The sequence below is a fragment of the Pseudomonas trivialis genome, from assembly GCF_036864995.1.
Classification (GTDB): Bacteria; Pseudomonadota; Gammaproteobacteria; order Pseudomonadales; family Pseudomonadaceae; genus Aquipseudomonas; species Aquipseudomonas trivialis.
The window spans coordinates 55,212-68,852 of the sequence record NZ_CP142151.1 but is presented as its reverse complement, the minus strand read 5'-3'; the positions used below and the strand labels follow the sequence as shown (position 1 = coordinate 68,852).

At 47.0% G+C, this 13,641-nt stretch carries 13 protein-coding genes and 1 pseudogene; 5 read left to right on the top strand and 9 right to left on the bottom strand.

The window, feature by feature from the left end; all coding sequences use genetic code 11:
• Window positions 1-160: 160 nt before the first annotated feature.
• Window positions 161-709 carry a cytochrome c oxidase assembly protein gene (locus VRB54_RS00345; protein ID WP_338479097.1) on the bottom strand — a complete coding sequence of 183 codons (549 nt, stop codon included), beginning with the start codon at window positions 707-709 and terminating at the stop codon, window positions 161-163.
• A gap of 272 nt (window positions 710-981) precedes the next feature.
• Between VRB54_RS00345 and VRB54_RS00340 the strand changes: the two genes are divergently transcribed.
• Window positions 982-1,629 carry a hypothetical protein gene (locus VRB54_RS00340; protein ID WP_338479096.1) on the top strand — a complete coding sequence of 216 codons (648 nt, stop codon included), beginning with the start codon at window positions 982-984 and terminating at the stop codon, window positions 1,627-1,629.
• Window positions 1,630-1,945: 316 nt separating this feature from the next.
• Here the strand turns inward: VRB54_RS00340 and VRB54_RS00335 are convergent, their stop codons facing one another.
• The 3 genes and pseudogenes from VRB54_RS00335 to VRB54_RS00325 form a co-directional block, all read right to left on the bottom strand.
• The gene (locus VRB54_RS00335; protein ID WP_209986831.1) at window positions 1,946-3,487 is read right to left on the bottom strand and encodes a SulP family inorganic anion transporter; all 1,542 of its coding nucleotides are present in this window, start codon (window positions 3,485-3,487) and stop codon (window positions 1,946-1,948) included.
• Window positions 3,488-3,572: 85 nt separating this feature from the next.
• Complete coding sequence (locus VRB54_RS00330) at window positions 3,573-4,304, bottom strand: carbonic anhydrase (protein WP_338479095.1); 732 nt, start codon at window positions 4,302-4,304, stop codon at window positions 3,573-3,575.
• Between the two features lie 229 nt (window positions 4,305-4,533).
• Window positions 4,534-5,370, bottom strand: a pseudogene (locus tag VRB54_RS00325) (PA0069 family radical SAM protein); the annotation flags it as partial.
• 37 nt (window positions 5,371-5,407) lie between these two features.
• Between VRB54_RS00325 and VRB54_RS00320 the strand changes: the two are divergent.
• From VRB54_RS00320 to VRB54_RS00305, 4 genes are all read left to right on the top strand, one after another.
• On the top strand, window positions 5,408-7,036 hold the full coding sequence (locus VRB54_RS00320; protein ID WP_338479094.1) for a recombinase family protein: 1,629 nt from the start codon (window positions 5,408-5,410) through the stop codon (window positions 7,034-7,036).
• A 485-nt stretch (window positions 7,037-7,521) separates the two neighbouring features.
• Window positions 7,522-7,782, top strand: coding sequence for a hypothetical protein (locus tag VRB54_RS00315; protein WP_338479093.1), 261 nt, complete (start codon window positions 7,522-7,524; stop codon window positions 7,780-7,782).
• 68 nt (window positions 7,783-7,850) lie between these two features.
• Window positions 7,851-8,306: a hypothetical protein gene (locus VRB54_RS00310; protein ID WP_338479092.1), complete on the top strand. Its 456-nt coding sequence runs from the start codon at window positions 7,851-7,853 to the stop codon at window positions 8,304-8,306.
• Window positions 8,303-9,853: a relaxase/mobilization nuclease domain-containing protein gene (locus tag VRB54_RS00305; RefSeq protein WP_338479091.1), complete on the top strand. Its 1,551-nt coding sequence runs from the start codon at window positions 8,303-8,305 to the stop codon at window positions 9,851-9,853. The genes VRB54_RS00310 and VRB54_RS00305 overlap by 4 nt, the downstream gene beginning before the upstream one ends.
• Here the strand turns inward: VRB54_RS00305 and VRB54_RS00300 are convergent.
• The 5 genes from VRB54_RS00300 to VRB54_RS00280 all read right to left on the bottom strand — a co-directional run bounded on the left by VRB54_RS00300 (window position 9,795) and on the right by VRB54_RS00280 (window position 13,362).
• Window positions 9,795-10,391 carry a hypothetical protein gene (locus VRB54_RS00300; RefSeq protein WP_338479090.1) on the bottom strand — a complete coding sequence of 199 codons (597 nt, stop codon included), beginning with the start codon at window positions 10,389-10,391 and terminating at the stop codon, window positions 9,795-9,797. The genes VRB54_RS00305 and VRB54_RS00300 overlap by 59 nt on opposite strands.
• Window positions 10,392-10,687: 296 nt before the next feature.
• Entirely contained in the window at window positions 10,688-11,329 is a 642-nt protein-coding gene (locus VRB54_RS00295; RefSeq protein WP_338479089.1) for a hypothetical protein, read from the bottom strand.
• Between the two features lie 19 nt (window positions 11,330-11,348).
• Window positions 11,349-12,005 carry a hypothetical protein gene (locus VRB54_RS00290; RefSeq protein WP_338479088.1) on the bottom strand — a complete coding sequence of 219 codons (657 nt, stop codon included), beginning with the start codon at window positions 12,003-12,005 and terminating at the stop codon, window positions 11,349-11,351.
• 17 nt (window positions 12,006-12,022) lie between these two features.
• Window positions 12,023-12,418 (bottom strand): hypothetical protein, encoded by a 396-nt coding sequence (locus VRB54_RS00285; RefSeq protein WP_338479087.1) that lies wholly within the window; start codon window positions 12,416-12,418, stop codon window positions 12,023-12,025.
• Complete coding sequence (locus VRB54_RS00280; RefSeq protein ID WP_338479086.1) at window positions 12,409-13,362, bottom strand: hypothetical protein; 954 nt, start codon at window positions 13,360-13,362, stop codon at window positions 12,409-12,411. Before VRB54_RS00280 ends, VRB54_RS00285 begins: the two co-directional genes overlap by 10 nt.
• Window positions 13,363-13,641 lie beyond the last annotated feature (279 nt).

Sequence of the window (13,641 nt, the reverse complement as noted above, 5' to 3'; positions counted from 1 at the left end):
CAACAGTAGTAGTGGTTTACGGGCAGGGCGATAAATGGCAGCAACAGGTGCCGAAGTGTAAAGCAGGAGAAGCAGCCGGGTGTAACACTGCTTCAGGTTATGTAGTACGTATCATGATTGAGCATGTATTTGCCTCCGTTATGGAGGGGGCAAACAGTAGCTAGCCCTCGCCACGCAGGGCCACGGGCGATGAGTGCGCAGTGATATCGAACAACGTGTAAGCCAGCGTTACATGTGACACATCCCTGGGCATATCGCGGTCGACGATGAAACGTACCGGCATTTCTATGCGCTCGCCGGGTTGCAGCACTTGCTGGGTGAAGCAAAAGCACTCGGTCTTGTGAAAGTACGGCGCGGCTTGCGCCGGGGAGATGCTCGGCACCGCCTGGGCGGTCATGGGTTTGTTGGTGGGGTTGTAGGCCACAAACAGCATCTCGCTGACGGCGCCTGGATGGACCACGACCTCACTGGCCTTGGCATGGAAATCCCACACCATATTGGCGGCATTGGTGGACTGAAACTGCACCCGCACCTGGCGCATCGAGTCCACTGCCTGCGATCCCTCGTATTGCCCGGCCCTGTCGTTGGAGCCGAACGCGGTGAACAGTGCGTCGTAGATGGGCACCAGAGCAAAGCTGAAAGCGAACATCACCACCGCGAGGATCAGCACACGCGCAATAAACCGTTTGAGCGGAACAGATTCAGCCATAACACCCACCCAGTATCAGCAAGAGCAACACAATCCAGAACATCGTCGAGTATAGACAGCGTTCGTAACCTCGCGATGTACCCGGGAAAATCAGTGAAAACGATCAATCCCACCCAATAAAGTCAGGAGCGGAAACGGTTTTGCGACTAAAATTTGCACTTGGTTATAGCGCACGCGCATAACCATGAAGTAATTATGACAAATGCATCTTAGGCGCTCGGATAAACGGGCTAACTTCTCCTCTTTCCTACACCTGCTTGACTGGAGCCACCATGAACACCGCCGCATTGCGCGAGCAGATTTCCCGTGCCCATCACCACGAAGCCAGCACGGGCCAACTGGCCCTGCAACTGGAAAAACAATTGCCGCACCTGCACTCGGCCATTTCCCTGGCTGAAGGTGATCGCAACGCAGTCATGACCCGCTTCGTCAAGGCCTACATCGACCTCGTCCCGGATCTGCTGGACGCCGCCAATGACGTGGCCCGCGCAGCCGGTATCGAAAGCCAGATCAAACCGGTACTGAAGATTGCCGAGCATTTCTTCCTGCAGCCACCGTCAATCCTGGCCGGGCACGAAGGCCTGGAAGGTTTGCTTGATGAAGCCTACCTGGCGCATCGCCTGGTGGAAGAAGTAAACGATCTATATATCAAGCATTTCGGCCAGCCATTGATACCGGCGGATACCACCGTGGCCAACCTGATTGCCCACCAGTTGATCGGTGAAGTCTTTGCCAACCAGTTGGACGAGGCCGTGCACTTGGCGGTGGATGAAATGCTCAACGAAGAGAGTTTTGCGCTGGAGTCGGTAGAGAGCTACCGGGAAAAGCTGAGAAGCCCGAACACCGAAGCCGCGTGGAAACGCTGGCCGTGCCTGTCGCGGCAGTTGGGCGTTGAACTGGCCCTGGATCAGCCTGCCTAAAAGATCAAATGTGGGAGGGAGCAAACGCCTTCTTAACAAACAAGAATAACCTGTTGATTTTAAGCCTGAAATTTCACCCAGCCCATGAGCTTTTTCAGTCAACCACCCCCTGTGGCGAGCGGGCTTGCCCCGCGTTGGGCTGCGCAGCAGCCCCAAAACCATTCACCGCGCAGTGCCAGGTACACCGCGTTTTCCGTGATTGGGGGCGCTTCGCACCCCAACGCGGGGCAAGCCCGCTCGCCACAACAAGCGCGCTCGCCACAGAGGCTCCAACTTGCTGCGCGACAGTGCCACGTCGAAGGAGCCTCTCAGGTGTTCAAGCCGGGGCGGATCCAATCCCGGTTGTGGTCCTTATCCGCCCTTCCAGACGACGCTTCAGCCCTCGCGCCTCAATCACCAGCTTCGAGCCCTTCGCCGCATTTGCACGGCCCCATTCCTCCAGCAATTCCAGGCAAGAATGGTCGATGTAGCTCAGGTTATTGAGTGGCACATGCACGGTGGTCCCCGCCGGCACAGTCGACAGCACCTGCGTCAGCGCCGGTACCTTCAGGAAGGTCGCCGCACCGGTCAGGCGCAGTTCCATCTCGGCGTCCTGCGGCAGGTCGATCAGGCTGACTTTCAAGCGTGAGGCCTTGAACGCGAGCTTGAGCAATGTCAAACCGAAGCCCACCAGCACGCCCGTCAGCAAGTCAGTGAAAATGATCGCCAAAGCTGTGGCCGCGTACGTGAACATCGGCATCCGCCCATAGCGCCCCAGCGCCTTGAACGCCTTGATGTCCACCAGCTTGATCCCGGTGTACACCAACACGCCCGCCAGGCTTGCCACCGGGATGCTCTGCAGCACGCTCGACAGCAGCAGCACGAAGCCCAGCAGCCACAGGCCATGGAACATCGCCGACAGGCGCGTGGTGGCGCCGGCCTGGACGTTGGCCGAGCTGCGCACGATCACGCCGGTCATCGGCAGGGCGCCGACCAGACCGCAGAGCATGTTGCCTACACCTTGAGCAGACAATTCCTTGTCGAAGTCCGAGCGCTGCCCACTGTGCATACGGTCAACGGCGGCGGCGGACAGCAGGGTCTCAGCACTGGCGATGAACGCCACCGCGAACGCCGCGATCAACAGCTGCGGATCGGCCAGGTTGAGCAAGTCGCTGGGACGCAGCCAATCGATGGCGTCCGCCAGGTTTTCCGGTACTTCCACGCGCTTGACCTGCAACGCCAGTACCAGGCTGGTCACGGTCGCCAGGCCCACACCAAGCAGAGCGCCGGGCACAAAGCGCAGTTTCTGCGGGCGCAATTTGTCCCACAGGTACATCACCAGCATGGTCGACAGACCCAGCAGACCGGCCTGCCAGCCAAGGCCGCCGCCCAGCGTCGGGATCGCTTCGACCAGCGCCGCCGGGAAGCCCGTGAGGTTGTCCAACCCGGAAGGCTTGGGCGCACCGTCGAGCATCACATGCACCTGCGACAGCACAATCAATACGCCGATACCCGCGAGCATGCCGTACACCACTGCAGGCGCCGTCACGCGGAACCAGCAGCCCAGGCGCAAACGTCCGGCCACTAATTGCAGGAAGCCCGCCAGCAGCAGAATCGGCCCGAGCATCAGCATGCCGTGCTGACGCACCAGCTCGAACACCAACACTGCAAGGCCCGCCGCCGGGCCGCTGACCTGCAGCGGTGACCCCGCCAGCCAACCCACCACCAACCCGCCGATGATCCCGGTGATCAGGCCCTTGGCCGGCGGCATGCCGGACGCGATCGCGATCCCCATGCACAGAGGCAGGGCGACCAGAAACACAACCACGGAAGCAAGCAGCTCCCTTGGCAATACAGCTTTCAATTGAGCAGCACGCATGATGACTCTCCCGAGGCATTCGCCGGGCGCGGTAAAGCCTGGCTGCATCCATGGCAGCCACCGCTTTACCCGGCAGGGAAGTGTGTTAGAAGCGCGCTTTAGGCGTCGCGGACGGAATCGGACCTTCACCGCCCAACGGTCGGAACGCCGACTGCTCCGCGTCGTAGGCGCGGATCTCGCTGGTCTCGATGTTGTAGATCCAGCCGTGGATAAACAATTGGCCATTGGCTATGCGCGAAGCCACGGAAGGGTGGGTGCGCAAATGCTGCAACTGGGCGATGACGTTTTCTTCGGTCAGCACCTGCATGCTTTCGCCTTCGTTGGCGCAGTCGCAGTTGTCATGGACCATGGTCTTGGCGACCTCGGCATGCCGCAGCCAGGCCTTGACCGTTGGCATCTTCTCCAGGCTCTGAGGGTTGAGCACTGCGCGCATGGCGCCGCAGTCGGAGTGGCCGCACACGATGATGTGCTGCACGCCCAGGGCGAGTACCGCGTACTCGATGGCGGTGGATACGCCGCCGTTCATCTGGCCATAGGGCGGAACCACGTTGCCGACGTTACGGGTCACGAACAGGTCGCCAGGGGAGCTTTGGGTAATCAGCTCGGGCACGATGCGCGAATCGGCGCAGGTAATGAACATCGCTCGTGGGCTCTGGGCCGTGGCGAGTTTCTTGAACAGTTCTTCCTGCTGGGGGAAGACGTCGTGATGGAAATGCAAAAAACCGTCAACGATGTGCTGCAGCGCTGCATCGGCGGACTCCGCCACTTGAGGGGCTGAAGCCGACGCAGCCAACGGCTGTTTATCGTAATCACTCATGATTCATCCTCATACTTTATGCAGGGGCAGGGTTCAGCTCAGTTCGACGCCAGAGCCGTGAAATAGTTGTGCAACTGCCACAACCCAGGTCACCGACTCGTTGGTCACTCGCCGAACAAGGTAACCATCGAAACTTAACTCAAGCTGAATGAACCGCTCTAGATCAAGGGTTTCATTGATATCAAAACGCGACTATTCCTACAGTAACGATGTACCTCACCTGATAAGTCTATAACAGCGCCATCTGTCTGCCCGGTGGACAGAACGCCGTGCAATCGAGGTTATATCCTTCTCGACGATCCAGGCCCAGGCGCTTGATCGCTTTACTGAACCGCTGCGCCAACAGATCGGCAAAGGGCCCCTCGCCACGCATGCGCACGCCGAACCGACTGTTGTACACCTCGCCGCCGCGCACCTGGCGAACCAGGCTCATCACGTGGGCTGCGCGCTGCGGGTAATGTGCCGCCAGCCACTCCTCGAACAGCGGCGCCACTTCCAGCGGCAAGCGCAGCATCATGTAGGCCGCACTTTGCGCCCCGGCAGCGTGGGCTTCGGTGAGCAGGCTTTCCAGCTCGCTGTCGTTGATCATCGGAATCATCGGCGAGCACAGCACACCCACCGGAATGCCTGCCTCACGCATGACGCGAATTGCCCGCAACCGCGCCTTGGGCGCCGCCGCGCGCGGTTCGAGGATGCGCTTGAGTTCGTCGTCCAGGCTGGTGAGGCTGATCATCACCGCCACCAGCCGTTGCCGGGCCAATTCGGTGAGCAGGTCGAGGTCGCGCAGTATCAGCGAGCCTTTGGTGATGATGGTCACCGGGTGCCGATAGCGCAGCAGCACTTCGAGAGTTTGCCGGGTGATTTTGTACTCGCGTTCGATGGGCTGGTACGGGTCGGTATTGGAACCCAGGTTGATCGGCGCACACACATAGCCGGGCCTGGACAGCTGCTGCTCAAGCACCTCGGCGGCATTGCTCTTGGCGATCAAGCGGGTTTCGAAATCCAGCCCCGGCGACATGTCCCAATAGGCATGGCTGGGCCGCGCATAGCAGTAGATGCAGCCATGCTACGCTATACGTTCCATCGACTGGGTTGACTGAAAAATGACTAAAAAATGCTTTCCATACGTTCGCTTTTCCTCGACCCGGCAGGAAGATGGCAGCACCCGGACACGTCAAAACGAGCTTATAGACGCTTTCGTCACCAAGCATGGCTTGGATGTGGATAGACACCTTGAAGACGCTGGTACGTCAGCTCACCGGGGGAAAAACGCCAGTGCTGAAGGCGTGTTAGGTCAGTTTTTGCGTCAAGTGAGAATGGGCGAAATCGACAAGGGTTCGTATCTCTTGATTGAAAACTTCGACCGGCTCTCGCGTGACAAAATTGTCCGCAGTAACAAAATTTTTTCCGATCTCCTTTACGCCGGTATCAAGATCGTCATTCTCGATAAAAACAAAATCTATGATGCGGATAATCTAGATTTCGGGGATTGGATCAGTGCCTTAGTAGAGTTTGAACGAGCAAACGCAGAGAGTGAGCGAAAAAGCGACTTTTCAAGCAAAGCATGGAAATTTAATCGCGAAAAAATGCGAAACGGTGAAATCGTCACTAAAAAGGTGCCGACTTGGTTAAAAGTCGAAAACCATGCTTTTGTCATTGACCAAGCAAAAGTCGAACGAATTAATACGCTTTTCAAGCTTTCATTGTCGAAAGGTCTACAAGAAGCAACGCGAGAATATAACGATCTTTATAGTGAAAAGCTCGCTATTCACCAGACACAATACCTATTGTCTAATCGTAAATTGATTGGCGAGCATTCCCCGCAAAAAATCCATTATGACGAAGGTGGACAACTAAAACGTAAAGACGAAGGCGACGCCATACCGAATTATTACCCCGCCGTTGTCGATGAAAAACTTTTCTATCAAGTTCAAGAAGTAATCAAATCCCGCAGACCTTTCGCAGGTAGATACTCAAATCAACGATATAACGTTTTTCGTGACCTGATTTATTGCAAATGGTGTGGCGGCACCATTCGTTATATGAACAAAGGAGAAAGGGACTATTTCATCTGCACAAATTCAATGACAGGAAAATGCGACCTAAATACCCATTTTGGTCAATTGTCGATCCGTGGTAAAAAATTGTTTTCGATGTTCTTTGCTTTCACCGATGGCTTGAACGTTTCGGCACTGCTTGAAGAAAACACGCAGGCAGAAGAACTGAAAACAAAAATCATGAAGATGCAAGCAAATAGAGATCAAATAACTAGCAGGCTTGACGACTTCAAGATCGACGTTAAAAACATGATTATGAGTGGTAAAACCATACCATCAACTTACAACGAATTGATCGCAGAACTTGAAAGCAACCGCACCCACATAGACCAAGAAATCGAAGCCGACACTAAAAAGCTCGATCAAATATATCTGTCGGAAAAGTCGTTCTCAGGTTTGAAATCAAATGACATTGGCGAAATAATTTATGATCGCTCTGACGAAGCCATTGAAAAACGTGTGAGATACAACAGCGAACTTAAAAAGATCATCAAGCATATTCGTATAGATTATCTAGAAAACGCCCTTGAAATCGAGTTTTTTAACGGCGTTCAAAGGTTCATAGACGCAGAAGGTAATACCGGAGATCAGATCATAGGATTTGAGCCACCCGAGTTTAAGCCCGAAGATGAAGAACGCTTTGATCTTAAAGCAGGCTATCAATCACAAGAATAGCCCAGCAGTAAAAGTCTAACCATCAAACGTCTAACATGCTTTCTTAATATGGTCTAAAAATCAAACGGTATAAAATGGCTGTCCAAATTGGATGGCTATTTTTTTGGCAGTCCTAAAATTGGCAGTCCATATTTTTATATAGTTGGCAGTCCACTAATTTGACAGCACATTATAATATGATAATTGTATAGGTAAGCTTTCTTTCTTTTGCAAGCAAGGCCCTTGGACTGCCACTGACTTCGTCGTGTCTGTCCACCCTTCGGGACGGGCCGCTTGAAATTGTCGCACTTCGTTTGAAATTTAAGATCAAGAGCAAAGGCAAAAGCAAAGTCAAAAGCCGGTTGCTGTAATACCTTCGGATATTACAGAAAGTCAAAAGCCAGTTACTGCAATGTCTGTGGACATTACAGAAAATCAAAAGCAAGACCCGATCAATTAGCTGATGCTCATTGGTCAAAAAAACAAACATAAGCATGAGGAAAATTATGAAATTGACAGACATACTTGAAACACTAACAAATATACAAGCTGAAATTATTTTTGAATTGAAAGAAGGAAGTATTGCAGAAACATTACTTGCCAATGTCGAAAAAGACAATATCGCATTATTTACATACTTGCTTGGTGCAATCCATAACAGCGAATATATCACAGATGAGCATAAGCTTTTCTTGATGAGCTTAATGACTATTGGATTGAATATAACTATTTATGGTGAAATTCCTGACGAGGTTAGAGAAAGTTGATAGCAACAAAAATGAACAACAGGCCCCGGCCTTTGTTCACCAAATTATAAACCCCGATCAGGAGAACTATGAGCAATGACAAAAAACCAAGAGTAAGAAACAGAGACAAACGTTTTACCCTTCGCGTTACACAAGAAGAAAAAGACACCATCTTAGCCGCAATGGCTGCGACCAACTCAAAATCAGTTGTCGAACTCGTAATAAATTCAATAAATAATTCTGGCATCATCTTAGTGAGCGAGGTCGAGAAATACAGTGCCGTTTTAGCAAAAGCCAAGGATCTTGGAAAAGGCATCAATAAAGGTTTAGACCTTATTCAATTACAGCCTGAAAAGTTTCAAACCCTGATCAACTACCTAGAAAAAGATGATAGAAAAAATTTAAACGCTATGATTTCGTTTTCCGCAAACTTAGATCGTGCAATTAAAGGGTATTGCATTTACGAAGAAAACATAAAGCGTTCAACAGATTTGACCCTCAAAGAAGTCATTAAGGCCAAGAAAAAAAGGGGGCTTAAATCATGATCAATAAAATGAAAATGAGAAAGGGGAGAGGTAATAGAACCAGATCATCAGCTAACTACCTTTTAAAACTAAACCCCGAAGGTGACGCAATAGATTGCACCATCCCCCGTTTGGATGGTGAAACGAATATGGAATATGCCACACGTATAAAAAATGTTTTTGAAGGCGACCGCGTTCACAATCAAAAAAATCTATATCAATTTAATATGCTGTCGCTTCACCCAAGCGAAGGCGACAAGTTTACAGATGCACAAATGATTGAAATGGCAAAAGAAGTCTATTTAAATAACGGCGTGAAAAATGGCCTGAATGACAATCGCCATTATTTGTTTGTTGTCGAAAGAAACACCGAACACCACCACGTTCATGCAATGATCCATCTTACTGACCTAGAAACAAAAAAGGTCAATAACAAGATGATCGATTACAACCCGATCATTAAAAAGCTTGAATTGAAATATGGGCTTTACAATGAGCACCGAAAACCAAAGGACGAAGACGAATACAAGAAGACCTTTAAAAAAGAATTAAAAACCATTCTGGATAATGCGTTGACCGCTTCCGAGTTCTTGATGCTGGCGAATGGTGCGGGCTTCGACATTCACCACAGTGGGAAAGAAGCCTATTCAATGACCAAAGATGATCAGACCTTCAAGGCTTCCGATCTTGCTGTGTCCTACAAGACCTTAAAAGCCGCATTAGGCGACGATCCCGAGTTTGCCGCTACCCTTGCTTCACTTCACAAAGAAAAGCCTGGGAATGATGGTTTTGGAAGCATTGGCGGCGATTTTCATGATGAACAATCAAGCATCACAGAAAAAAGAATTAAGGAGTTCAACCGCGTTTTAGATACTCGCTTCGATACGCCTGATGGTCGCGATTTCTTTTTCAAAAACTCAAACAAAAAAGCCTTTGAATACAGTAATGGCTGTGCCACGTTCAAAACCAGTAACCCGATGGTGATTAAAGCGGGCTTGCAGAAGCTCACTGAGAACGGCAAACCACAAACCTTATACCTTAATGGCAATGACGATTTTAAGCGTAACGCATGGCTCGAATTCCACATGATGCAACTGGATCAAAAAGGTTACTCGCTCAAAGGTTTTGAACCTACTTTGACAGATAAAGCAAAGCTTGAAAAATTGAAGCTTGAAAATCCAGCTTTTAAGAAGCCGATTGAAAAAAACAATATTAAAGCTTTACCAACTGAAAAAACCCCAGAAAAAACAACCGGAGCCGAAATTGCGGATGGTGTTAAAACTGCTGGAATGGCCGCTGCAGGGAAAGTTGTAGATGTTGCTGCTGGCGTGCTTGAAGGTGCTTTAAATAAGCTTACTGATATGAGCGACGGAAGTGCGACAGACCAGCTAGCCGCTTTGAATATGATGAAAGATTTGATAGACGAAAGCGAACGAAAAGAAGAGAAAAAAGAAAGCCTGTTGGCATTAAACTTATGCCGCAATAAAAAACGCCTTAATGGCGTTTTCTTCATTCTGTTTTTGGGTTGTCGTAAATCGTCACGTTGCTCAAAGATTTGGTACCCGTGAAGTGATTGGTCACTACATTAAGACACGCTTTGGCTTGGCTTGGCGAAATTGATAACAATGTATATTCACCGCTTAATTTATCGGATGAATAGAAACAGTTATAATCAATTATGCATACAGCTGCATTATATTTACACTCATTACCATTGTTCGTAACGTAGTAATTTTGACCGTGCTTTAACGCACCTTTAATGGCAAACGTGGAAGTTTGAAGAACAAACCCATTTTGTCTGTCCGATGTGAAAAGACTATTTGTTTCGCCGGAAACTACTGAGAAATTTAGAGTAGTAACCAATTTTCTTTCTGGCTTAGGTTCCGGTTTTTCTGGGTTTTCTGGGTTTTCTGGTTCTTCCGGTGTCGTTGGATTTGAACCATTCCCACCACCCACAACACCACCATCAGGGACACCAACCCACGCCAAAGTATTATCAGGCAATGACCCGCCTAGCTTTGCTTCTATTGGTATGTAAATTTTATAAGCTGCATTGGCTGACATTGAAGCAAATAATGCGATTGTTAAGATTGAAAGCTTGATCATTGTGATACCTCGTTATTGTTGTTTGTTTTGTTTTCTCTCCTTTGTGCTTCACCCTTCAAACCTAGCAATGCGTAAATGCCAAGGATCTGAATGGCGATCAATAAGAAAAATTGAATGTTGTAGAAATTTGCGGCTACTGCAAAATAAATCGAAGTAAAAAATGCGGCTAGTGCTATACCTAAAACTAAAATTACTATTTTCGATGTTCTCATTTCATTAAAATATGTTGTTAATATTATTATATATAATAATATTAAAAAATCAAATACGAACAAAAAGCCATTTTCTGGGCTTGTTTATTTATCGGATTTATTTAAAGCTCTTTCTTGATCTTGCAATTTAGCAACGTTGTCAATGTGCCTTTGTTTAATAGGTTTCAACTTGTTGTAATATTCTCGATTTAGTGCATTAGTCCATTCAGGTGTATAAATTACGTCTTTGTACTGTAAATATACTTTCCAGCTTTCGTCTTCATATCTGCATTGTTCTTCTTGGTAAAATCCCATTTTTGCAATACTAGAAAGAGCGGCTAGATTGTCGCAACCACGCCCGAAGTCTCCGAATTCTTTTACTTCAAAACTACATTTGCCGGGCGAAATGATAGAAACGTCGATGTGGTTTGTTGCATCATCGCCCAAGATCCCCGTAGCTTTTTCGTAAACTTCTTGAACGCATGTGATAACTGGCCCTTTCGGTGTATGTACATATTTTGGGAGTGCGTCATATCTTGCTTGAGCTTCCCTGTTTTCTTCAACAAGCTTTCTAAAATGCTCCGCTTCCCACTCATGTCCTTCACGCATCAATTGCTCATGTGTTTTATAGTTTGCTTTATTTCTTGCTTCTATTTCTTCCATTGTGCATCCATCTTCACAAAAGTCATTAACAGCAAAAGCATTGACTGAGAATAAAAGCGTTAAAAGTAATATTGTATTTTTCATAATTCCCCCCTGTGTTTATTTAAAAGTTAATTCCTATTTTTTCAAGCGTATCAATTGCCATCTGTGCCGTGTGCGGTATATCGACAATCAACGCCGATGCAAACATTGTTATAATGGGTTTACCGTAGCCGCTATCTTTTGATGATCCATTCGCAACTTGTGCTAATCCATAGGCACCAACCGCAAAATAGATAAAACCAATAATTTGCAAAATACCGATAATGATTTGCACGTTTTGCATGAATGCTTCGGCAGTGCTTCCACTCGAAAGCTTTTCAATTCTGCCCTTTAATTCACCCGTAAGCCCTGAAACTTCTGTATTCATACAAGCGTTATTTATCGCACCTTCGGACACGACAAAACAGAAATCCCCGGCTTTAAACAAGGTATTGCCAAACACACCGATGGACATCGTAAGGTTCATAAGAACAGCACCAACAATCAAGTAAACAAGTGGCACGCTTTTAGCCATTTTTCCGCCTTGTTCGGTAAGCAATATGAGCTTGTACCCACCTGCAACAAAAAGGGTAAATCCGATTAAGAAAATGACGAGCTTGATTAGTCCGATATTTGCTGAAATCAATTCAACACGGGCGGCGGTTGCATCACCGTCAGCGAATGCGACGATAGGAAGGAAAAGCAGCGTTAAAAAAGTGATTACATTTCTTACATTCATGGATCTCCTGATCGATGTTAAACCGCTGGCGGTTTTTGTTCATTTGGTGTTGCTTTCGGTGCTTTGCTTTTCAATACTTCTTTTTGCACTTTTATGACAGCAACAACGGCTGGTAAAACGTTTATTTCGCTGAGTATTTCCCCGGTAAAAGGATTGTATTCAAGATCGCCGGTAGTCATTTTATGTTCGATCAATTCGCTACTTTCGATTGACGCAGTAGCTAAGATCAAAATTTGACGTAACATGGCCTCATTTCCACCCTCGCTGATAGCGGTGCTTAATTTAACCGACACCATCTGTCTAACACGGTCGTTAGGGATCGTTGGCAATATGCTTTCAATCTGCTTAATCAAGCCTACAGCGGCTAGGCTGACGTGCTTTAAATCTATTTCTTTGATTTCATTTATATCCATTCTTCGTCCCCATCATCTGTTAATTTATTAGGTGCTTTTGGCTCTTCAATTTCTTCGTAAAAATCTTCACTCAACTCACGATCAAAATCGTCTGAATTCGACCCTTCCGCACTCTTCTTTTTATCGTTTTTTTTGTAAAGAGTTTTATAGCTGTAACTCACATCAAATCTAATTGTTTGACTACGCAATTTTTCAGGTTCTTTTTTTGTCTCTGTAAAACCATCTATAAAGCCCATTGCTTGAAGAGCTATATTTGCTTTTCTTATTTTCAATACGAACCTTTTATCGGGCATCTTTTCACTGTTGATCCTGAAACGCTGCTTCAACATTTCAACACTGAAATAATTCACGTCATTACGTCTGTTACACACATACAAAACATAAAGCATTCTTTGATATTCATTTGTTAGTTTGCCGAGTATTCTAGGATCTATTTCGTAAAGCTCTTTTAGACTTCCAAAAAACTCAATAAATCTTTTTGAAACGGAGATTGTGCATTTGTCTTTTTCTAGCTCGCCCTCAATAAAAGAAAATACAACGGCAACAATTTTATCATCGCGTTTTTCTTTATAAGAGACGTTTATTTGTCCAAGCTTAATCATGGACGCTTGAAAGATTTTTAAATAATTGGGACGTTGGTTGTTGGCAATTTTTAGATCGTCCATCAATTCTTTGGTTGCGAACTCGATTTCAGTGCTATTGCTGTTTATTACCTTGCGTAGAATAAAAAGGAAGAACTCAAAATCATTGAATATAGTTAATGATGATGAATTCATGACAATATCACGCATGTTTTGATATTTTGGTATTGTTATCTTATCGGCTAACTCTTCCGACTGATTTGCTATGTTAAACAGCGGCAACGCTAGAAACGCTTTTGGCACTGATACAAACGTATTTAATGCAAATACTTTTCTCTCTTTTGTTTTTAATGAATATTTCATGGTTATTTTTTCGCCTGTTAATACTTATATGAAATCATAAAAAAAGATAATTTCAAGAGATAACAGGAAAATTTTTATAATTTGCGTTAACTATATTATAGTGCTGAATTTTTATTCAGCTTTTAAAGCATTTTTGTATGTTGATTTATAAGGAGCGTTAACCATAAACCCATATTTTTATAAGGAGCGTTAACCGAGATTTTCAATATTTCCTTATTTTCGCGGTCTTATTTGAACGTTTCAGGAAAAGAAAAGGTATTTACTTCGTAAATGTATTAA

Excerpts from the sequence above, each read along its gene's own strand:
- VRB54_RS00345 (WP_338479097.1), bottom strand. The coding sequence starts at position 709 with ATGGCTGAATCTGTTCCGCTCAAACGGTTTATTGCGCGTGTGCTGATC.
- VRB54_RS00340 (WP_338479096.1), top strand. The coding sequence starts at position 982 with ATGAACACCGCCGCATTGCGCGAGCAGATTTCCCGTGCCCATCACCAC.
- VRB54_RS00335 (WP_209986831.1), bottom strand. The coding sequence starts at position 3,487 with ATGCGTGCTGCTCAATTGAAAGCTGTATTGCCAAGGGAGCTGCTTGCT.
- VRB54_RS00330 (WP_338479095.1), bottom strand. The coding sequence starts at position 4,304 with ATGAGTGATTACGATAAACAGCCGTTGGCTGCGTCGGCTTCAGCCCCT.
- VRB54_RS00320 (WP_338479094.1), top strand. The coding sequence starts at position 5,408 with ATGACTAAAAAATGCTTTCCATACGTTCGCTTTTCCTCGACCCGGCAG.
- VRB54_RS00315 (WP_338479093.1), top strand. The coding sequence starts at position 7,522 with ATGAAATTGACAGACATACTTGAAACACTAACAAATATACAAGCTGAA.
- VRB54_RS00310 (WP_338479092.1), top strand. The coding sequence starts at position 7,851 with ATGAGCAATGACAAAAAACCAAGAGTAAGAAACAGAGACAAACGTTTT.
- VRB54_RS00305 (WP_338479091.1), top strand. The coding sequence starts at position 8,303 with ATGATCAATAAAATGAAAATGAGAAAGGGGAGAGGTAATAGAACCAGA.
- VRB54_RS00300 (WP_338479090.1), bottom strand. The coding sequence starts at position 10,391 with ATGATCAAGCTTTCAATCTTAACAATCGCATTATTTGCTTCAATGTCA.
- VRB54_RS00295 (WP_338479089.1), bottom strand. The coding sequence starts at position 11,329 with ATGAAAAATACAATATTACTTTTAACGCTTTTATTCTCAGTCAATGCT.
- VRB54_RS00290 (WP_338479088.1), bottom strand. The coding sequence starts at position 12,005 with ATGAATGTAAGAAATGTAATCACTTTTTTAACGCTGCTTTTCCTTCCT.
- VRB54_RS00285 (WP_338479087.1), bottom strand. The coding sequence starts at position 12,418 with ATGGATATAAATGAAATCAAAGAAATAGATTTAAAGCACGTCAGCCTA.
- VRB54_RS00280 (WP_338479086.1), bottom strand. The coding sequence starts at position 13,362 with ATGAAATATTCATTAAAAACAAAAGAGAGAAAAGTATTTGCATTAAAT.